The organism is Pseudomonas sp. MWU13-2517 (genome assembly GCF_023242545.1).
Lineage (GTDB): Bacteria > Pseudomonadota > Gammaproteobacteria > Pseudomonadales > Pseudomonadaceae > Aquipseudomonas.
The window spans coordinates 55,965-76,391 of the sequence record NZ_JALMFA010000005.1; the positions used below are offsets into that span (position 1 = coordinate 55,965).

A 20,427-nucleotide genomic window follows, 5' to 3' on the forward strand; every position below is an offset into this window, starting at 1 on the left:
GGATCACAATGACTCCCCGTTCAGCCCTCGGCGCCCTGCATATTGGCGCATTGATGTTTGGCCTTACCGGCGTTTTCGGCAAACTGGCGGCCGCCTCGCCGGCCATCATCGTGTTTGGCCGCGCAGTGTTTGCGGTGATCGCCCTGGCGGTCTTCGCACGGTTTGCCAGCAACAGCGCCTGGAAAAGCCTGGAGCTGCGCGACTGGCGTCGCCTGCTGGTCAGCGGCGTGCTGCTGGCCGCGCATTGGGTGACCTTTTTTATTGCGGTCAAGGTTGGCGGGGTTGCCGTTGCGACCCTGGGGTTTACCGCATTCCCGGCTTTTACGGTGATTCTCGAAGGGCTGATTTTCCGCGAGCGTATTCGCGCCAGTGAAGGGGTGCTGGTTGCACTGGTCAGCGTCGGCCTGGTGCTGGTGACGCCGGACTTCAACCTCGCCAGCGAAGCCACCGGCGGGTTGCTGTGGGGCATCGCCTCCGGCCTGCTGTTTTCGCTGCTGTCACTGAATAACCGCGCCAGCTCCGGGCGGATTCCCGCGGTACAGGCGGCGCTGTGCCAAAACGTGGTAGTGGCCGCCTGCCTGTTGCCCGCGGCAGCGCCAGGGCTGGCGGATGTGCGCGCCATCGACTGGCTCTGGATCGCACTGTTGGGCGTGTTCTGTACCGGCCTGGCCCACAGCCTGTTCGTTGCCAGCCTCGCCGTCATCAAGGCGCGCACCGCCTCGGTGGTGTTTGCCATGGAGCCGGTCTACGGCATCACCATGGCTTGGCTGCTGTTTGCCGAAACCCCAACGCTGCGCATGCTGCTGGGCGGCGTGCTGATCATCGCTGCCATCGTGCTCTCCGGGCTGATGGGCAGTGCCAGCCAGGCCAAACAGCCCGCGACTGCCTGATCTATACTTTAAACATCCGCAACAGTCGGTAGTCGTTCAACGGATAAAAGCCACCTCAACGACAGCCATGGCCTTTTCTGAAGTTGCTGCACGCGAGTGGTCACTCCCTTTACGCGATGCAGGGCTTCATCATGGAAATGTTCATCAGTTTGTTGGTTCAGCTCATCAGCGGTGCCATCGGCGGCAACCTGGCCGGCATGACCCACCAAAGCCTGGGCACTACCGGGCTCAATTCAATGGTTGGCGGCTTGGGCGGGCTGGTGCTGGGCCAGCTTCTCTCCTGGCTCCTCGGCGCACCCGCAGGCGACGCGCTGAATGTTGCGGCGCTCGGCAGCAACATCATCGGGAGCGGCGTCGGCGGCCTGGTGCTGACGTTTATCGTCGGTTTCATCAAGAACAAAATGGCTGCCAGGTAGCCACGCCCCTGGGTCACCGCTCCTGAGGGCGGTGGCCTTATTCAAGGTGTCCGATCGTTATGACCCAGGTCGCGTTGCGGGTCGATCTGATCGCGCACGCGCTGCTTCAGCACCTTGGCCTCCGGGAAGCCCCCATCCACCTTACGCTCCCAGATCTGCACACCTTCACAGGTAATGCGGAACGCGCCGCCGGTGGCCGGCTCCAGCACCACGCGCCCCAGGTCGTCGGCGAAGGTGCTCAACAACTCCTGGGCCAGCCAGGCCGCACGCAACAGCCACTGACACTGGGTGCAATAGGTGATGACGATCTCGGGTTTGCTTGCAGACATAATTTGAGAGGTTCCTGGCGTAACGAGCTCGGAGGATCGAGTGGCTATAATACCGGCCTTTATCGCTCAGCCTCGAGATTCATGATGCGCCGCCTGCTGTCTTGCCTGTTTCTGTGTCTGCTCCCCCTTCTTGCCAACGCCGTTGAGACGCCACGCCCCAAAGTCGGCCTGGTGCTGTCCGGCGGTGCTGCCCGCGGGTTGGCGCACATCGGCGTGCTCAAGGCGCTGGAAGAACAAGGTATCCAGATCGATGCGATTGCCGGCACCAGCATGGGCGCAGTGATTGGCGGGCTTTACGCATCAGGTTATAAAATCGATGAACTGGAAAAACTCGCGCTCGATATCGATTGGCAACAGGCGCTGTCCGATGCACCACCACGGGAAGATGTGCCGTTTCGACGTAAACAGGATGACCGTGATTTCCTGGTCAAGCAGAAACTCAGTTTTCGCGACGACGGCAGCCTTGGCCTGCCACTGGGCGTGATCCAGGGCCAGAACCTGGCGTTGCTGCTGGAAAGCATGTTTGCCCACACCAGCAACATCCGCAATTTCGACAAGCTGCCGATTCCTTTCCGCGCCGTCGCCACCGACATCACTACCGGCGAAAAAGTGGTGTTCAACAAAGGTCACCTGCCTCAGGTGATACGCGCCAGCATGTCGATCCCTGCGGTGTTCGCCCCAGTGGAACTGGATGGCCGGCTACTGGTGGACGGCGGCATGACCGATAACATCCCGCTGGACGTGGCGCGGGAAATGGGCGTCGACATCGCCATCGTCGTGGACATCGGCACCCCGCTACGCTCACGCAAGCAACTGGCAACCGTAGTAGACGTACTCAACCAATCCATCACGCTGATGACTCGTCGCAATTCCGAGGAACAACTCAAGGCCCTGCATCCCAAGGATGTACTGATCCAGCCGCCGCTGGCGGCCTATGGGGTCACGGATTTCGGTCGTGCCAAGGACATGATTGACGCCGGCTACCGCGCCACCCGCGCCCTCGACATTCGCCTGGCCCACCTGCGCCCCGCAGCGCCCGTGGATCCGCAGCTGGTCAGCGCCCGCACCCCGGGCGAACGCACGCCGATCATCACCGCGATCCAAGTGGAGAACGACTCTAAAATCAGCGACGACGTGATTCGTTACTACATCCGCCAAGCCTTGGGTGAACCCCTGAATCTTGGCCGCCTGCAAGCGGACATGGGCACGTTGTACGGCCTGGACTACTTCGAGCAAGTGCAATATCGCGTGGTCAAGAAAGGCCACGACAACACCCTGGTGATCAGCGCACGGGGCAAGCGCAGCGGTACCGACTACTTGCGCCTGGGCTTGAACCTGTCGGATGACATGCGCGGGGACAGCGCCTTCAACCTCGGCGCCAGCTATCGCATGAATGGCATCAACCGGCTCGGCGCCGAATGGCTGACACGGGTGCAGATCGGCGACCGCCAAGAGTTGTACAGCGAGTTCTACCAGCCGATGGACACCGGCTCACGCTATTTCATCGCGCCTTATGTCAGGGCCCAGGCGCAGAACGTTGAACTGACTCTGGACAACGACCCGATCTCCGAATACCGCCTGGAGCGTTACGGTTTCGGCCTGAACCTGGGGCGACAGATCGGCAACAGCGGCGAGATTCGCTTCGGCGTCGGGGAAGCCTGGGGCAATGCGGACGTGCGCATCGGTGACCGCGACCTGCCGAGCATAAGCTTCAGCGAAGGTTTCTATGAACTGAAGTACTCGTTCGACTCCCTGGACAACGTGTATTTCCCTCACTCCGGCGAAGACATCAGCCTGGCCATCCGAGAATTCGAGCCCGGCCTGGGCTCCGACCAACGCTACCGCCAGTGGGAGTTGAAGCTGGACAAAGCCATGAGCGACGGCCCGGACACGCTGATCCTGGGTGGACGTTACGGACGTACCTTGGATAAATCCGACGTAGTGATTTCCAGCTTCCTGCTGGGGGGAGCACGGCAATTGTCTGGCTTTCGCGAGGATGCAATCTCGGGCCAGAACGTCAGCCTGATGCGTGCGGTGTATTTCCGCCGCCTGACGCCACGCTCGTACTTGCCGCTGGACTTCCCGCTGTACCTCGGGGCGTCAGTGGAACGTGGCCGGGCGTGGAACAACGACAATCAGTTCGACAGCGGGTATATCAACGCCGCGAGCGTTTTCCTCGGGTTCGATACGCCGCTGGGGCCGCTGAACTTCAGTTATGGGTTCAATGATGACAAGCAGCAGGCGGTGTACCTGAACCTCGGGCAGACCTTCTAGCTGGCAAGTAAATGACCGTCAATCAAGCGATAGAGCGGACGACGGATAACTTGTGGCGAGTGAGCTTGCTCCCGTTGGACTGCGCAGCAGGCCCAGTCTTTTCAAACCAAAAGCTGGGGCCGCTTCGCGGCCCAACGGGAGCAAGCTCCCTCGCCACAGTGACAGCGCTAAACTTTGGCTGGCATTAGGGCAACGCTCGCGGGAGGTCAGGATTTTTCCAGGTTCGCCAGGATGTGCCCATGTACGCGCATGCACACGCGCATGTCTTCCTCATCGACGCCCACAAACAGCTCATGGCGCAGGGCCGTGGCGATGGTTTCGATCTGGTCGATCAGAGGCCGGGCGGTATCGCACAGCAAGATGCGCTTGGCGCGACGGTCTTCCACCACGGCTTGGCGCTGGACCAGACCCTGGCTTTCCAGGCTGTCGAGCAGGCGCGCCAGAGTCGGCCCTTCCACGCCGACACTTTGTGCCAGTTCGCGCTGGGTGGGTGCTTCTGCGAAACGGGCCAGGTGCAACAGCACCAGCCAACGCGCCTGGGATAAACCCAGCCCCGCCAGGCGACGGTCCAGTTCGGCGCGCCAACCTCGGGACATTTGCGCCAACTGCATGCCAAAACGGTGTTGATCGGTTAACGGCATAAAAAACTCATGATTTAGACTGAAAATAAAGTATGGCTAATTATTAGTCAGCTAAGCATGAGCCATGTCAGTAGGCAAGCCTCGCTATGTACTGATTCGTTACATTGTCGCAATTGGCACACTAAATCTCGAATTCAGACTGCAAAGCGGCACGCACACAGTACAGAACGCCCTCCGGAACACGCCCGCTAAACAGTGGCGCAATCTCAGTAACCAATGGCAATTCGCCTTCACCGTCCAGGAAAGCGTCCTGGATTTCACTTAGCAGATCTTCCGGCAAATCAAGGGCCTGCTCCAATGACAACTGCTGCTTGCCGATGGACTCGGCGAGCAAGGTATAGACGTTCTTTTCCGAGCACTGCAATTGCCCGGCGATCTGAATCGGGGTCATCCCGGCACGGGCCAGGCTGATCAGTTCGTGGCGGATATCGGCGACCTCCTTCGGTGCTTCGGCCTGACCACCGAGCACCTCCAGGAAAGCCTGGCCATAACGCTCCAGCTTGCGCGCACCTACGCCACTGACCCTCGCCATTTCGGCCAGGGTGGTGGGTTGCTCACGCAGCATTTCCAGCAAAGTAGAGTCGGGGAAAATGACATAAGGCGGCACGCTGTGTTCCTGCGCCAGTTTGCGGCGCAGGGCACGCAAGGCTTCCCATTGCTCGCGCTCCTCGCCACGCACCAGTTGGCTGGCCTGGCTGGTACTGCTCTTGGCGGTGGCCTGCGGCTTGAGGTCGCGGCGCAGCTCCAGGCTCACTTCGCCCTTGAGCAAAGGCCGGCAGCTGTCGTTCAAACGCAGGCCGCCGAAGCCTTCAATGTCGATGTCCACCAGACCCCGTGCAACCATCTGACGAAACAGCGAACGCCACTCGCCTTCGGCGCGGGCTTTGCCGACACCGTAGACCGAGAGCTTCTCGTGCCCGAAGCTGCGCACCTTTTCGTTGTCCTTGCCTAGCAACACATCCACCAGATGACCCACGCCATAACGCTGACCGGTACGGTAGATGGCGGACAGGCCCTGGCGCGCCGGTTCGGTGGCATCCCAAGTCTGCACGCCATCCACGCAGTTGTCGCAATGGCCACACGGCTCAGGCATGTCTTCGTCGAAATAGGCGAGCAGCGTCTGGCGGCGGCAACGGGTCTCTTCACACAGCGACAGCATGGCATCGAGCTTGTGCTGCTCCAGGCGCTTGTGGCGTTCATCGCCTTCGGAGTTCTGCAGCATCTGCTTGAGCATCACCACATCTTGCAGGCCGTAGGCCATCCAGGCATCCGCCGGCAGGCCGTCACGGCCGGCGCGACCGGTTTCCTGGTAATACGCCTCGAGGGATTTGGGCAGGTCCATATGGGCCACGAAGCGCACGTTGGATTTGTCGATGCCCATGCCGAACGCAATGGTGGCCACCATGATCAGGCCTTCCTCGTTGAGGAAGCGCTTCTGGTGGTAGGCACGCAACTCGTTGGGCAGGCCGGCGTGGTACGGCAGCGCCGGGTAACCCTGCTCACACAGGAACGCAGCCACCTCATCGACTTTTTTGCGCGACAGGCAATAAACGATGCCCGCATCGCTGCGGCGTTCGGACAGGAACGCCAGCAGCTGCTTGCGCGGCTGCTCCTTGGGCACGATGCGGTAGAAAATATTCGGCCGGTCGAAACTCGACAGGAAACGCTCGGCGTTCTGCAGGTGCAGACGCTCGACGATTTCTTCACGGGTACGTTTGTCGGCAGTGGCGGTCAGGGCGATACGCGGCACATCGGGGAACAGCTCGGCCAATTGGCCCAACTGCAGGTATTCGCGGCGGAAATCATGACCCCATTGCGACACACAGTGAGCTTCATCGATGGCGAACAGGGCAATTTCCAGGCTCTGCAGGAAAGCCAGCATGCGCGGCTGCACCAGCCGCTCGGGAGCCAGGTAGAGCATCTTCACTTCGCCACGCCTGATGCGGGCCGCCAGGTCGCGCTGCTGTTCGGCGCTGAGAGTGGAGTTCAAGGCCGCGGCGGCGACGCCGAGTTCTTCGAGCGTGGCAACTTGGTCATCCATCAGGGCGATCAACGGCGAGACCACCACCGCCAGGCCATTGCGCAACAGGGCCGGCACCTGGAAGCACAGTGATTTGCCGCCACCGGTCGGCATCAGCACCAGGGCGTCACCGCCATTGGCCACGCGCTCAATGATCGCACCCTGGCGGCCACGAAAACTTTCGTAGCCGAAGATGTCCTTGAGGACGCGTTGAGCCTGCTCGAGCATGTAAAACTCCAAAATAGTGCCGAAACCCCTCTGTACAGGCTGGCCGAGAAAATACGATTTCACGGAAAATAATCCGTAAGCGAAGTTTTCGCGGGTGGGCGCTTGGCCTGCGGGGCATCACAAAACGCGGCAGTATACCCGAGCGTCATCCGGCAAAGGGGGTGACTGACGAATAGACACATCGCTCTAACCCGGCAGCTAAACCCGGTAAATATGGCGTTGCGGCTGGCCTGGGCGCTCAAGAAGGCCTAGAATTCAGCATCGTTTATTCCCAAGGTAGTCTTTCAATGTCCTTCGCTGAGCAACTAACCCGCCTGCAAGCCTTCCTCGACGCCGATGAGCTGCATGACGAGGCGCTGGACTACGTGGCCGCCCACGGCTACCTGACCGCCCTGTCGATCTGCGCCGATGTCGTGCCTGAGCGTGAATGGATCGACGCGCTGTTCGCCGAAGAGCCGCACTACGCTGACGACGCTCAACGCGAAGAAATCGAATCCACCCTGATCGCCCTCAAAGCCCACATCAGTCGCCAACTGGCCTCCGACGAAGAGTTCGAGCTGCCATGCGACCTGGACCTGGGCGAAGAGCCGGATGATTCCGAGCTGCGCGGCTGGTGCATCGGTTTCATGGAAGGCGTATTCCTGCGCGAAGCCGCCTGGTTCGAGACGGCCGAGGAAGAAGTCAGCGAAATGCTGCTGCCGATCATGGTCGGTTCGGGGCTGTTTGAAGAAGAAGCCGAGTTTTCCGACATCGCCGCTGACGCCAACCTGATGGACGACATGATCGTACAGATCCCGGAAGCCCTGACTGCCCTGTACCTGCTGTGCAACGCACCTGACGAAAAACCGGCGATCCTCAAGCCACGTCACCATTGAGTCGTTTGCCCATGCCCCCCATGGGCAATCGCTCCCCGCTCCTGCGCTACGCACTGCTGGCTATCGGCTGGCTCAGCGTAGCGTTGGGAGTGATCGGTATCTTCCTCCCGGTGTTGCCGACCACCCCCTTCCTGCTCCTCGCCGCCGCCTGCTTCGCCCGAAGCTCCCCGCGTTTCTACCAGTGGCTGGTGGAACACCCACGCCTGGGCCCGTGGATTCGCGACTACCTGGACGGCAACGGCATACCGCTCAAGGGCAAGGTCTACGCCATCGGCTTGATGTGGCTGAGCATCGGTTTTTCCTGTTACCTGGTGCCGCTGCCCTGGGCACGCGGTTTCATGCTGACCAGCGCGGTGCTGGTGACGATCTATATCTTGCGTCAGAAGACCCTGCGCGCGCGATGACGAGCCTTAGCGCCAGCGCGGATGGTTCACCGCGACTTAGCGTCACGGCGCAGCGCTGGCATTGCCACATCGACAAGGCTCGACAGCGCCCACACGACCTTGGTCGACACTGACTAACCCCAAACATCATGCGAGACTGTCCAACCGGGCCTGGAATGCCTGGGTGTTCTTATGCTCGGAGTTACCATGACGCTGTCCAGCGGGCTGATCGCCGCCGTTGCCCTGGCCTATATGGCCATTATGTTTGCCATCGCTTTTTACGGTGACCGCCGCCATGCGCCGCTGCCGCCACGCATGCGTGCCTGGGTGTACAGCCTGTCGCTGGCCGTTTACTGCACCAGTTGGACGTTCTTCGGCGCCGTAGGCCAAGCCGCCGAACAGCTGTGGGCGTTTCTGCCAATCTATCTGGGACCAGTGCTATTGCTGGTGCTCGCACCCTGGGTGCTGCAGAAGATGATTCTGATCAGCAAGCAGGAAAACATCACTTCCATTGCCGACTTTATCGCCGCCCGCTACGGCAAATCCCAGTCCCTGGCGGTGGTTGTCGCACTGATCTGCCTGGTCGGCGTACTGCCCTATATCGCCCTGCAACTCAAAGGCATTGTGCTGGGCGTGAACCTGCTGATCGGCTCCGGCCCCGACACCACAGGCACCCGTGCCCAAGACACCGCCTTGGTCGTATCGTTGGTGCTGGCGCTGTTTACCATTGTGTTTGGTACGCGCAACCTCGATGCCACCGAACACCACCGTGGCATGGTGCTGGCGATTGCGTTTGAATCCCTGGTCAAGCTGTTCGCTTTTCTCGCGGTCGGCGCGTTTGTGACCTACGGCCTGTACGACGGTTTCGCTGACCTGTTCAGCCAAGCGGTACTCGCCCCACGTCTGGAGGAGTACTGGAAAGAGACGGTCAACTGGCCGTCGATGGTGGTGCAGACCGGCGTAGCCATGATGGCGATTATCTGCCTGCCGCGGCAGTTCCATGTAACGGTGGTGGAGAACATCGACCCACAGGATCTGCGCTTGGCCAAATGGGTGTTTCCGGCGTACTTGATCCTCGCCGCGCTGTTCGTGATTCCCATCGCCCTCGGCGGCAAGATGCTGTTACCCGGTTCGGTATTGCCGGACTCCTACGTGATCAGCCTGCCCATGGCCGAAGCCCACCCGGCCCTCGCGGTACTGGCGTTTATCGGCGGTGCATCAGCCGCCACCGGCATGGTGATCGTCGCCAGCATCGCCTTGTCGACCATGGTCTCCAACGACATGCTGCTGCCATGGCTGCTGCGGCGCTCCAGTGCCGAGCGGCCATTCGAAGTGTTCCGCCATTGGATGCTGTCGGTGCGCCGGGTCAGCATTGTGATCATCCTGCTGCTGGCCTATGTGAGTTATCGCCTGCTTGGTTCCACCGCGAGCCTGGCCACCATCGGCCAGATCGCCTTTGCGGCCGTCACTCAACTGGCCCCGGCGATGCTCGGCGCGCTGTACTGGAAACAGGCCAACCGTCGTGGCGTATTTGCCGGGTTGGCAGCGGGTACGTTCCTGTGGTTCTACACCTTGGTCCTACCGGTTACCGCAAAAAGCCTGGGTTGGTCGCTCAACCTTTTCCCGGGGCTGACGTGGATGCATTCACACCCGCTCGGTTTGTCCGTCACCTCGCTGACCCTGGGCACCGTGTTTTCCCTGGCAGGTAACTTCACATTGTTCGTCTGGGTCTCGATGCTGTCGCGCACGCGGGTTTCCGAGCATTGGCAGGCGGGGCGATTTATCGGCCAGGAAATCAACCAGCGCGCCAGCACTCGCTCCATGTTGTCGGTGCAGATCAGCGACCTGCTCAGTCTCGCTGCGCGCTTTGTGGGTGAAGAACGCGCCCAGCAGAGCTTTATTCGTTTCGCCTATCGCCAGGGCAAGGGCTTCAACCCCAACCAAAACGCCGACAATGACTGGATCGCTCATACCGAACGTCTGTTGGCGGGTGTGCTTGGCGCCTCTTCAACGCGCGCTGTCGTAAAGGCCGCCATTGAGGGCCGAGAAATGCAGCTGGAGGATGTAGTACGCATCGCTGACGAAGCCTCCGAGGTCTTGCAATTCAACCGGGCATTGCTGCAAGGGGCGATTGAAAACATCACCCAGGGCATCAGCGTGGTAGACCAGTCGCTGAAGCTGGTGGCCTGGAACCGCCGTTACCTGGAGTTGTTCAACTACCCCGAAGGCTTGATCAGCGTCGGCCGGCCGATTGCCGACATCATTCGCTACAACGCCGAGCGCGGCCTGTGCGGCCCCGGCGAGGCGGAAGTCCATGTGGCGCGACGCCTGCACTGGATGCGTCAGGGGCGTGCGCATACGTCCGAACGCCTGTTCCCCAATGGTCGGGTGATCGAGCTGATCGGCAACCCGATGCCCGGCGGGGGGTTTGTCATGAGTTTCACCGACATCACTGCATTCCGCGAAGCCGAACAAGCCTTGACTGAAGCCAATGAGGGCCTGGAACAACGGGTGACCGAGCGCACCCATGAGTTGTCACAGCTCAATGTCGCACTCACTGATGCCAAGGGTGTGGCTGAATCCGCCAGCCAGTCGAAAACCCGCTTCCTGGCGGCGGTGAGCCATGACCTGATGCAGCCGCTGAACGCTGCACGGCTGTTCTCCGCAGCCCTCTCCCACCAGCACGAAGGCCTGTCCACCGAAGCCCGGCAACTGGTGCAGCACCTGGACAGTTCGCTGCGCTCCGCGGAGGACTTGATCAGCGACCTGCTGGATATCTCACGCCTGGAAAACGGCAAGATCAATCCGCAGCGCCAGCCCTTTGTCCTCAACGAGCTGTTCGACACCCTGGGCGCTGAATTCAAGGCACTGGCTCACGAGCAAGGCCTGCGTTTCCGGTTGCGCGGCAGTCGGTTGAGGGTAGACAGCGACATCAAGCTGCTACGGCGGATCCTGCAGAACTTTCTCACCAACGCATTCCGCTATGCCGACGGCCCCGTGCTGCTGGGCGTGCGCCGACGCCAGGGCGAGTTGTGCCTGGAAGTCTGGGACCGCGGCCCCGGCATTCCGCAGGACAAACAAAAGGTGATCTTCGAAGAGTTCAAACGGCTCGACAGCCATCAGACACGTGCCGAGAAAGGTCTGGGCCTGGGCCTGGCGATTGCCGACGGCTTGTGCCGCGTGCTGGGCCACACCCTGAGTGTGCGCTCGTGGCCGGGCAAGGGCAGTGTGTTCAGCGTGCGCGTGCCACTGGCGCGCAACCAGGCCAGTCCGCAGATCAAGGCCACGCAGGACAGTGGGCAGCCGCTGAGCGGCGCGCGGGTTCTGTGCGTGGACAACGAAGAAAGTATCCTGATCGGCATGCGCAGCCTGTTGACGCGCTGGGGCTGCGAAGTGTGGACAGCCACCGACCAGGCGCAATGCGCGGCGCTGCTGGCCGACGGTGTGCGCCCCCAACTGGCGCTGGTGGATTACCACCTGGACCGCGGCGAAACCGGCACTGAACTGATGGGATGGTTGCGTGCGCAAATGGCAGAGCCTATCCCTGGGGTAGTGATCAGCGCCGATGGGCGGCCAGAAATGGTGGCCGAGGTGCACGCGGCCGGGTTGGATTACTTGGCCAAGCCGGTCAAGCCGGCGGCGTTACGAGCGCTGCTGAGCCGGTATCTGCCCCTATGAGCCGCGTTTACTCCGGCAGGTGCGCAACGCCATCGGCGTCGGTCATGGCCCTCTCCAGCAAATCCGCAGGCAGGCTTTTACTGGCACGCGCACCGAGCAAGCGTAATTGCTCGGTGCGGCTGACCAGATTCCCACGTCCATCCGTCAGTTTGTTTCGGGCCGCGCTGTAAGCCTTGTCCAACTGTTGCAAACGGTTGCCCACCTCGTCCAGGTCCTGGATAAACAGCACGAACTTGTCGTAGAGCCAACCCGCACGCTCGGCGATCTCCCGTGCGTTCTGGCTCTGGCGCTCCTGCCTCCAGAGACTGTCGATTACGCGCAAGGTGGCCAAAAGCGTGGTTGGGCTGACGATCACGATATGGCGGTCGAAGGCCTCCTGGAACAGGTTCGGCTCTGCCTGCAGTGCCGCGGAAAAAGCCGCTTCGATGGGCACGAACAACAACACGAAATCCAGGCTGTGCAAGCCTTCCAGGCGTTTGTAGTCTTTGCCGGCCAAGCCCTTCACGTGATTGCGCAAGGACAATACGTGCTGCTTCAACGCCGCCTGGCCGATCACCTCGTCATCTGCCGCGACGTACTGTTGATAGGCAGTCAGGCTGACCTTGGAATCGACCACCACCTGTTTGTCGCCGGGCAACATGATCAGCACGTCCGGCTGGAAACGTTCGCCATCCGGGCCTTTGAGGCTGACCTGGGTCTGGTATTCGCGGCCCTTCTCCAGCCCTGCATGCTCCAGCACGCGTTCAAGGATCAGTTCGCCCCAGTTGCCCTGGGTTTTCTGGCCCTTGAGCGCGCGGGTCAGGTTGGTGGCTTCGTCCGACAGACGCAGGTTCAGTTGCTGCAGGCGCTCCAGCTCTTTAGCCAGGGAAAAGCGTTCGCGCGCTTCGTTCTGGTAACTTTCCTCGACGCGCTTTTCAAAGGATTGGATGCGCTCCTTGAGCGGGTCGAGTAATTGGCCAAGGCGCTCCTGGCTGGTTTCGGCAAAGCGCTGTTCACGCTCATCGAAAATCTTGCCGGCGAGCTCGGCGAATTGCGCGCGCAGTTCATCGCGCGAACCTTGCAGATCGGCCAGGCGCTGTTGGTGACTCTCCTGTTGCTCACGCAGCTCGGCACGCAGGGCTGCCGAGAGCGCGTCGAGACGGCGCAGTTCGGTGTCCTTGGCATTGCGGTCGAGGTTCCAGGCGTGGGCGGCATCGCGGGCGTTATCGCGGTCGATCTGCAATAGCTCGACTTCGCGGCGCAGGGCGGCGAGGTCGGCTTGCTTGGCGGCATTTGCCTGGCTCAGGTCGCTGATCTCATCACGACTGGCGTCCAGTTGCGCGACAAGTCCTTCCTGGGCAAGTTGTGCGGTCGCCAGGCGCTCTTCAAGCAGTTCCCAGCCGGTCATGCGCGCCGTCAGCCGTCGCTGAATCTGCCAGCACACCACCAATAACGGCACTGCTGCACCCGCAAGACCCAAGGCGACACTGGTCCAGTCAAAAACCATAGCCATTTCTGCCTTCACCGAAAAAAAGCAAGGTTAACCAAGCACAGGGCAGGAAGACAGCTCAGTCTTCGACTTGACCCAGTTCGCGTTGAGCACGCCGGTCACCGGCGCGAGCCGCCAGGCGCAGCAGGTCGTGGCCGATACGGCGGTCACGGGCGTTGCCGCATTCACGGCACATCAATTGACCCAGGCGGCTTTGTGCGGCCACCACGCCTTCCCGGGCCGGCTGCTTGAGCAAGCGCCCGGCGAAGTGCTTGATATTGGTGCTCTGCCCCAGGCGTGGGCTATCGAGCAGCCACAAAGCAACCTTCAAGGAGAAACGCTTGGGCGCGGTAACAGTTTGAGGGGTATCGGTAACAGAGGGTGATACTGAGCGAAACTTCATAAAGCACTGTGGGACAGAACGGAAGGCGCGCCACTCTACTCTTTTTTTCGTACAGGTAAAGCTGAAAAAAACCAGCTGGCCCGTCCTAGAGCAAGCGCTTGGGACAATCCACAGAAGCTGTGGATAACTCAGTGGACAACCTCTCTTTAATCCGCCCAAAGGCCCATGGAATGGGGGCCGCAGTCAAACTGACGATTTTTTCACCAATAAAAAAAAGCGAGATTTTTCATTGACTTAAATTTCCATTGCAGGCTGACGGGGGCGCTTAGGGGCAGTTGACAAAGGGGTTACATACTCCGCAACTAATGTGCACAAGTGCCCTTCCAATGGTTATATCGAGGGTGTTTTTTGGTTCGACACCTCCTAATGATGTTACCGACAAGGCAGAGTCAGGTACTTTTCAAAACCCTCCCGCCTCGCCACACTGCCCGCCGACAACGCAACCGTGTAAGCATCCATGAAAGGCATTCTGTTATTCGCCATGTTGCTGCTGGCGATATGCGCGACCTCGCTGGGCATCAATGCAGCACTGCCTTCACCAGACGGCGCGCTGTTTGCCATCGCTATCCTGCTGTCGGCCGCCTTCACCGCGGCCAGCCTGTGCATCGAGCTTGGCGAAGGCAGGATCAGTGATATGCGCGACGTGATGAAAGTGATTGAAGCTGGCCAATCTCGACGCCTGACACTGGCGGCTTACGGCTTGGGCTGCGCCCTGGCGGCCTCACTGACAGTGCTGGTCTACCGTGGCCTGCTCGGTGGCTGATCGATTTTTTTGCGAATACGCTTCCTTTCCTTATTTCAATCCGTTACTATCCGCGGCGTTAGTACCAAGCTGAAAGTCAATTCTGGTCGAACAACTCCCTGAAAAAAATGGGATCGACCACCTCGATGGTTTCCAGGTATCACTTGCGATGACACTGCCTTTGAACGAACAAAGGGTGTCGCAACGTCTCAATACTCTGACCGAACCAACCTGCAAATTGATCAGGATCTTCACCCCGGGCCCAGAACCTTTGCCCTTGTTGTGTTGCCTGCCCTCCTAAGTACCTACCTGCCAGCCCAAGCGCGCCAAATTTATCAGCGCTTCAAACTGGCTGCTTTGTTCCAGTCGGGTTCTTCGTTTGATCAATGGTGATCAACGTTACTGGAACGTTTTAACGTTGCACGGTTCTTATCCGTGTCATTTGTAGGAACACCAATAACATGAACGCTCAAATCCACACTCAGGATGCCATTCGCACCCTCACTAATGCTTTTGCCCCAATGAACTGCCTGATCATGGCCGCTCGCAAAGGCTGCTTCAGCTTCACTCTGGTCAACGAACACGGCATCGCACGTCATAGCGAACGCCTGTACCCCGATCAATACTCCAGCGCTGAACCGCTGCAGGCTGTGATCGAGCGCACCCGTCAGGCATTGATCGCCTGATCGACCAAGGTCGCTGAAATACAAAAACCCTGTCTGATGACAGGGTTTTTTATTGCCCAAAATTCGCCAATTGAGCTTTTGTCTTAAGTTCAAATAGATATAAACGTTATAACTAGATGAAGGAAATATTTTAAAAACAGTCCTTTACATCGTAAATATGACACTACACTTCAACTCAAGCGGCATGATCCGCTTCCGACGGGCCTGAGATCCGAACCATCGCTGCCAAGCCCTGCCCTCTCAGGCCTCGTCATCCACTTTCATGGATCGAGGCTTGTATGGGTATCGCCGCCAGCGAATTGTGTCGTTATGTGATCCGGCCGACGTTGATGTACCTGGGCCGCCATGACCCAACAGCTGAATCCCTGCTGCTGGGCATTGCCGCCAGCCAGTCGGAACTGGGTTCCGCCCTGCATGATCGGCGTGGTCACGGCCTATACAGCATCACCGAACCTCGCCACCGCGCCCTCTGGGACGACTACCTGGCACTCGACCCCGAACGTGCCAGCCTTGTGCGCGGGTTGGCCAGCCAACATGCATTCTTCAGTGCGCCCCAGCTGGAGTTGACGGTGAACTTGCGGTACGCCACGGCAATCGCCTGGTTACTCGTCGAACAACATAGCCCTGCCCTCCCCCCGGCAGGTGATGTATTGGCCATGGCGCGTATCTGGAAAGAAATATTTCACCCCCAAGGCCGGTTACGGGATTTCACCCACGCGTGGCAAACCTGTGTTTTACCTATGAATCAGGTCCCCTGTTGATCGGGTGTTTTGCAAGATTCGGCTAAAAACGCTGATTTTGGTCGGATTGTCCTACAAAACCGCTCTATCTCCCGGCTTACGGCCTATAGCGCTAACTCAAATTTATTGCTACTTTCCGCAGCGGTGATCACCACGGAGTTCTAATAATGAAAAAAGTAATGCTCAAGACCACACTTAGCCTCGCCGTAACCATGGCATCTTCCCAACTGTTCGCAAGCGGCTTTGCCCTGAACGAGCAAGATGTAGCCGGGATGGGTACGGGTTTCGCAGGCCGCTCTTCTTCTGCGGATAACGCAAGCACTGTCTACGGTAACCCTGCCGGTATGGCTCGCCTGGAAGGTCAGCAAATCACTGGTGGTGTTGCTGCCATCGACGCCTCCACCGATATCAAAGACGCCGGCGGCCGCTCTTTCGGCAGCAACAAAGGCGACATGGTGCCGTTCACCGGCGTCCCATTCGGCTTCTACACCAATAAACTCAACGATCAGTGGGCCATCGGCTTTGGTGTGTATGCACCGTTCGGCCTGGTGACTGATTATGAAAGAGGCTTCCAGGGTCGTTCGTTCGGCAGCTACAGCAAAGTGTCTGTCATCACCCTGCAGCCTACCGTCAGTTACGCCTTCAACGACCGCGTTTCCATCGGCTTTGGTCCGACCATCAACCGGATTTCCGGCAAGCTGGAGTCCGAGCTGGCACTGACGCCAAACCCGGCTGTCCCGAATACCAACATCACGATCAAAGGCGACGATACCGCCGTCGGCTTCAACGTCGGCGTACTGGTGCAAGCTACCGACACCACGCGCGTGGGCCTGACTTACCACTCCAAAGTCAGCTACAAGCTTGAAGGCCACACCGAAGTGACCGCGCCAACCCCTACCGCTGCGCTGTTGGCCAGCGGTAAATACGACGCCTCGTTGAAAATCGACACGCCTGAGTCTTATGACCTGTCCGTAACCCAGGACATCAACGACGCCTGGAAAGTCTACGCCGGCAGCACTTGGACTCGCTGGAGCCGCCTGAAAGACATCACTGTCAATAACGAAGGCGTTACCCGCGCCGGGGGCCTCGCTGCACCGCAAATCGTGGGCACTATCACCGAGCCGCAGAACTGGCATGACACCTGGGCCTACGCAGTGGGTACTTCTTACCAGGTCACCAAGCAAGTGGTACTGCGTACCGGCCTGACGTTCGACCAGTCGCCCACCAATAACACAGACCGTTCGCCACGTATTCCTACCGGCGACCGTACGATCTTCAGTGTTGGCCTGGGCTACGAAGTAATGCCGAACATGATGGTCGACCTGGCTTACTCCTACCTCAAGGAAGAGCCGGTCAAGGTCAACAAGTCCAACGCTCTGGGGTCGTCCTACAGCGCCAAGTACGAAAACAGCGCCAACGGCTTCGGCCTGGGTGTAACGTACAAGTTCTGATTCGTCGCTATACAAAAAGCCCCGCTCTCCTGCAAAGGAGGCGGGGCTTTTTCATGGCCAAAGATTAGGGTTTAGATGCCAGCGCCTGCTCAACCGCCTTGATCAGATCCGGGCTGTCCGGCTTGGTCAAACTGGAAAAATTGCCGATCACCTTGCCCTGTCGATCGACCACGTACTTATAGAAATTCCACTTCGGCGCGCTGGTCTGTTGCGCCAGGATCTTGAACAGGTGCACAGCATCCGGGCCTTTGACTTTCTGCGGTTCGGTCATGGTGAAGGTCACGCCGTAATTCACGTAGCAGACCTTGGCAGTCTCTTCGCCGGTCTTGGCTTCCTGCTTGAAGTCGTCGGAAGGTACGCCGATCACTTCCAGCCCTTGACCTTTGTAGCGTTGGTACAAGGCTTCGAGCCCTTTGAATTGCGGTGCGAACCCACAGAAGCTGGCGGTGTTGACGATCACCAGCGGTTTGCCGGCAAATCGCTGGCACAAGTCGATGGACTCCTTGGCCCGCAACTTGGGCAATTGCCCCTCAAGCAACGCAGGGCAATCGGCGGCCATGGCCACACTGCCAACAGCCATCAGAACAGGTATAGCGAGCCAACGCGTCAACATGTAGAAGGTCCTTGAGTCAGTTCAGACACCGAACTTAACAGATCGCCATGCCCAACTGCATCAACGCCAAGCCGCCGTTCTGCCAGCCCCACCAAGCTAACAGCAGCAGAAGCATGCCTGCCGCCACTGCGAAAAACCGCGCAGTTACACTCATGCTGCCTCCATTTGCGCCTCCAGCCGCGCCACCGGCCGCTCACGGACCGGCCAGTTCAGGGCTGCAGCGAGCAGGCTCAACAGGATAGCCACCTGCCAGATCAAATCGTAGTTACCGGTTCGATCATAGACCACACCGCCCAACCAGCCACCGAGGAACGAACCGAGCTGATGGAACAGGAACACAATGCCGCCGAGCATCGAGAGATTTCGCACACCAAATAGCGTCGCGACCGTGCCGTTGGTCAGCGGTACGGTGGACAACCACAGGAAGCCCATAGCCATGCCAAACAGGTAAGCCGTGATCTGGGTAACCGGCGCCCACAGGAACAGCACAATAACCACCGCACGCAGCAAGTATAAAGCGGTGAGCAGGCGCGGCTTGGACATGCGCCCACCGAGCCAACCGGCAGTGTAGGTGCCAAACACGTTGAACAGGCCAATCAGCGCCAGCACCGTGGTGCCTACGGTCGCCGGCAAGTGCTGATCCACCAGATACGCCGGCAGGTGCACGCCGATAAACACCACCTGGAATCCACACACAAAGAAGCCGAAGGCCAGCAACCAGAACCCGGAGTGTGAGCAGGCTTCCCGCAATGCTTCACGCATCGTTTGCTGGCCGACCATGGCCGGCAGCGGCTTGTCCTTGAGCATCGCGACCAGCGGCAGGATCAACGCCACCATCATGCCCAGGGCGAGCAACGCGGCCGACCAGCCCAGCCAGCCGATCAAGCCCAAAGTGCCCGGCACCATGGCGAATTGGCCAAAGGAACCTGCGGCGCTCGCAACCCCCATGGCCATGCTGCGTTTTTCCGGGGGCACGGCGCGCCCCACCACACCAAGAATCACCGAGAACGAGGTGCCCGACAGCCCGATACCAATCAGCAACCCCGCACTCAGGGACAAAGACCACGCCGAATCGGACATGCCCATCAATACCAGGCCGGCAGCGTATAACACCCCGCCGACAAACACGGCCTTCGTCGCACCAAAACGGTCGGCCAAGGCACCGGTAAACGGTTGCGCAATACCCCAGATCAGGTTTTGCAGGGCGATAGCGAAGGCAAATGTCTCACGCCCCCAGCCGAATTCGGCGCTCATCGGCGCCAGGAACAGGCCGAAGCCATGGCGTACGCCCAAGGACAACGCCAGGATCAGCGCACTCCCTAATAGAACCCAACCACTGGTGCGCCACATCGAGCTCATTTCTTATTCTCCGCTCGCGGGTATATACCCGCTTATATTCGAACAAACCCGCCTTCAGGCGAGCTCATCCAGCAAGGCCAACAAGGTTTCGCGTTTTTCAGCACCCAGTCGATCAATCAGTTTCTGCTGCGCCGCCTCCCAGGCCGGTAACGCCGCGGCCAGCCGCTCTTCGCCCGCCGCAGTCAACATCACCAAGCGGTTGCGCAAGTCATCGCCCTCGATCAACTGCACCAGGCCCTCGCCTTCCAGCACACGGAGATTGCGCCCCAAGGTGCTGCGATCCAGCCCCATCGCCTCGGCCAGGCTGGAAATGCTCGGTTGGTCAAGACGTTGCAGGTTACACAGCAAAGAATACTGGGCGACATTGATCCCGAAGCCGTCGAGAGCGCCGTCGTAATGCCTGCTGACGCCACGGGCGGCACGTCGCAGGTTGATGCATAAACACTGGGAGGTCAGCATAGAGCGTGTATATACCCGGGATTAACGAAATGCAAGAAAGTGTTACAGCGCCAGCCCGATCAGAACGGCAACTTCCAGTAGCTCCAGCAATGCCCCGGCGGTGTCGCCAGTGGTGCCGCCCAGCCGATTGACCATCAGTTGGCGAACGCAGAAAAAGCACAGTGCCGCAATTAAAACCGCCACACCGCCGCTGAAGCCGCCGATCAGGATGCAGGCCAATCCGCTCAGGATCAGCACCTGCTGGCCGACGATCCGCGGTAAATGATCCGACAGCGCCTGCCCCAGCCCGCCTGCACGCACATAACGTGTGGTGAGGAACAGCGCCAGCATCGAAGCCCGCCCGATCAACGGCGCGAGGATCAGCGCCACACCGTTGCGCTGCTCAATCAAGCCCACCAACGCGGTGAACTTGAGCAGTAACACCAGGCCCAGGGTCACCACGGCAATCGGGCCGCTGCGCGGGTCCTTCATGATGGTCAGCGTGCGCTCGCGGTCGCCGAAGCCACCGAGCCAGGCATCCGCGCTGTCGGCCAGGCCGTCCAGGTGCAAACCGCCGCTGAGCAGCACCCAGGCCGTCAGCAAAAGCGCCGCGTGCAACAACAGTGGCGCGCCCATCAGCGCGATATTCAAGCCCCACAACAGCACACCGAACAGCAAGCCCACTAACGGATAAAACAACAGCGAACGCCCCAGCTCCTGTGGCTGCGGCATGCCTGGCAAACGAATCGGCAGGCTGCTGAGAAATTGCAGGGCGATCCAGAACGGCAGCATC

At 59.8% G+C, this 20,427-nt stretch carries 19 protein-coding genes; 10 read left to right on the forward strand and 9 right to left on the reverse strand.

Translation table 11 applies throughout. From position 1 onward, the window contains the following. The first annotated feature begins 8 nt into the window (after nucleotides 1–8). Nucleotides 9–890 carry a DMT family transporter gene (locus M5B97_RS08835; protein WP_123715560.1) on the forward strand — a complete coding sequence of 294 codons (882 nt, stop codon included), beginning with the start codon at nucleotides 9–11 and terminating at the stop codon, nucleotides 888–890. Between the two features lie 131 nt (nucleotides 891–1,021). Continuing rightward, complete coding sequence (locus tag M5B97_RS08840) at nucleotides 1,022–1,306, forward strand: hypothetical protein (protein WP_123715603.1); 285 nt, start codon at nucleotides 1,022–1,024, stop codon at nucleotides 1,304–1,306. Between the two features lie 41 nt (nucleotides 1,307–1,347). Here M5B97_RS08840 and M5B97_RS08845 read toward each other — a convergent pair whose 3' ends face one another. After that, a complete protein-coding gene (locus tag M5B97_RS08845; protein ID WP_134656906.1) occupies nucleotides 1,348–1,635 on the reverse strand; it encodes a SelT/SelW/SelH family protein in 288 nt (95 codons plus the stop codon). An 84-nt stretch (nucleotides 1,636–1,719) separates the two neighbouring features. Between M5B97_RS08845 and M5B97_RS08850 the strand changes: the two genes are divergently transcribed. After that, nucleotides 1,720–3,909: a patatin-like phospholipase family protein gene (locus M5B97_RS08850; protein ID WP_248731280.1), complete on the forward strand. Its 2,190-nt coding sequence runs from the start codon at nucleotides 1,720–1,722 to the stop codon at nucleotides 3,907–3,909. A 206-nt stretch (nucleotides 3,910–4,115) separates the two neighbouring features. On the opposite strand, the gene M5B97_RS08855 is transcribed toward M5B97_RS08850, so the two are convergent. After that, nucleotides 4,116–4,550 carry a MarR family transcriptional regulator gene (locus M5B97_RS08855; protein WP_123715558.1) on the reverse strand — a complete coding sequence of 145 codons (435 nt, stop codon included), beginning with the start codon at nucleotides 4,548–4,550 and terminating at the stop codon, nucleotides 4,116–4,118. Nucleotides 4,551–4,671: 121 nt separating this feature from the next. Then, nucleotides 4,672–6,798, reverse strand: coding sequence for a DNA helicase RecQ (recQ, locus tag M5B97_RS08860; protein ID WP_248731281.1), 2,127 nt, complete (start codon nucleotides 6,796–6,798; stop codon nucleotides 4,672–4,674). A 287-nt stretch (nucleotides 6,799–7,085) separates the two neighbouring features. Between recQ and M5B97_RS08865 the strand changes: the two genes are divergently transcribed. The 3 genes from M5B97_RS08865 to M5B97_RS08875 all read left to right on the forward strand — a co-directional run bounded on the left by M5B97_RS08865 (nucleotide 7,086) and on the right by M5B97_RS08875 (nucleotide 11,734). Next, nucleotides 7,086–7,673 carry a YecA family protein gene (locus M5B97_RS08865; RefSeq protein ID WP_123715557.1) on the forward strand — a complete coding sequence of 196 codons (588 nt, stop codon included), beginning with the start codon at nucleotides 7,086–7,088 and terminating at the stop codon, nucleotides 7,671–7,673. A gap of 11 nt (nucleotides 7,674–7,684) precedes the next feature. After that, on the forward strand, nucleotides 7,685–8,077 hold the full coding sequence (locus M5B97_RS08870; RefSeq protein ID WP_248731282.1) for a YbaN family protein: 393 nt from the start codon (nucleotides 7,685–7,687) through the stop codon (nucleotides 8,075–8,077). Nucleotides 8,078–8,263: 186 nt separating this feature from the next. After that, on the forward strand, nucleotides 8,264–11,734 hold the full coding sequence (locus M5B97_RS08875; RefSeq protein WP_123715555.1) for a PAS domain-containing hybrid sensor histidine kinase/response regulator: 3,471 nt from the start codon (nucleotides 8,264–8,266) through the stop codon (nucleotides 11,732–11,734). 7 nt (nucleotides 11,735–11,741) lie between these two features. On the opposite strand, the gene rmuC is transcribed toward M5B97_RS08875, so the two are convergent. After that, nucleotides 11,742–13,106, reverse strand: coding sequence for a DNA recombination protein RmuC (gene rmuC, locus M5B97_RS08880; protein WP_248731389.1), 1,365 nt, complete (start codon nucleotides 13,104–13,106; stop codon nucleotides 11,742–11,744). Between the two features lie 175 nt (nucleotides 13,107–13,281). After that, on the reverse strand, nucleotides 13,282–13,605 hold the full coding sequence (locus M5B97_RS08885; RefSeq protein ID WP_248731283.1) for a sel1 repeat family protein: 324 nt from the start codon (nucleotides 13,603–13,605) through the stop codon (nucleotides 13,282–13,284). Nucleotides 13,606–14,062: 457 nt separating this feature from the next. On the opposite strand from M5B97_RS08885, the gene M5B97_RS08890 reads away from it, so the two are divergent. The 4 genes from M5B97_RS08890 (at nucleotide 14,063) to M5B97_RS08905 (ending at nucleotide 17,224) form a co-directional block, all read left to right on the forward strand. After that, nucleotides 14,063–14,368, forward strand: a complete 306-nt coding sequence (locus tag M5B97_RS08890) for a hypothetical protein (protein WP_248731284.1) — start codon at nucleotides 14,063–14,065, stop codon at nucleotides 14,366–14,368. Nucleotides 14,369–14,808: 440 nt separating this feature from the next. After that, nucleotides 14,809–15,033, forward strand: a complete 225-nt coding sequence (locus tag M5B97_RS08895; RefSeq protein WP_010208698.1) for a hypothetical protein — start codon at nucleotides 14,809–14,811, stop codon at nucleotides 15,031–15,033. Between the two features lie 278 nt (nucleotides 15,034–15,311). After that, nucleotides 15,312–15,794 (forward strand): hypothetical protein, encoded by a 483-nt coding sequence (locus tag M5B97_RS08900; protein WP_123715552.1) that lies wholly within the window; start codon nucleotides 15,312–15,314, stop codon nucleotides 15,792–15,794. Between the two features lie 146 nt (nucleotides 15,795–15,940). Further along, a complete protein-coding gene (locus M5B97_RS08905) occupies nucleotides 15,941–17,224 on the forward strand; it encodes an outer membrane protein transport protein (protein WP_248731285.1) in 1,284 nt (427 codons plus the stop codon). 64 nt (nucleotides 17,225–17,288) lie between these two features. Here M5B97_RS08905 and M5B97_RS08910 read toward each other — a convergent pair whose 3' ends face one another. From M5B97_RS08910 to M5B97_RS08925, 4 genes are all read right to left on the reverse strand, one after another. Next, nucleotides 17,289–17,837 (reverse strand): redoxin domain-containing protein, encoded by a 549-nt coding sequence (locus M5B97_RS08910; protein ID WP_123715550.1) that lies wholly within the window; start codon nucleotides 17,835–17,837, stop codon nucleotides 17,289–17,291. Nucleotides 17,838–17,987: 150 nt separating this feature from the next. Further along, nucleotides 17,988–19,187 (reverse strand): MFS transporter, encoded by a 1,200-nt coding sequence (locus M5B97_RS08915; RefSeq protein ID WP_248731390.1) that lies wholly within the window; start codon nucleotides 19,185–19,187, stop codon nucleotides 17,988–17,990. Nucleotides 19,188–19,250: 63 nt separating this feature from the next. Further along, nucleotides 19,251–19,655 carry a MarR family transcriptional regulator gene (locus M5B97_RS08920; RefSeq protein ID WP_248731286.1) on the reverse strand — a complete coding sequence of 135 codons (405 nt, stop codon included), beginning with the start codon at nucleotides 19,653–19,655 and terminating at the stop codon, nucleotides 19,251–19,253. A gap of 42 nt (nucleotides 19,656–19,697) precedes the next feature. Further along, nucleotides 19,698–20,426, reverse strand: coding sequence for an adenosylcobinamide-GDP ribazoletransferase (locus tag M5B97_RS08925; RefSeq protein ID WP_248731287.1), 729 nt, complete (start codon nucleotides 20,424–20,426; stop codon nucleotides 19,698–19,700). Nucleotide 20,427 lies beyond the last annotated feature (1 nt).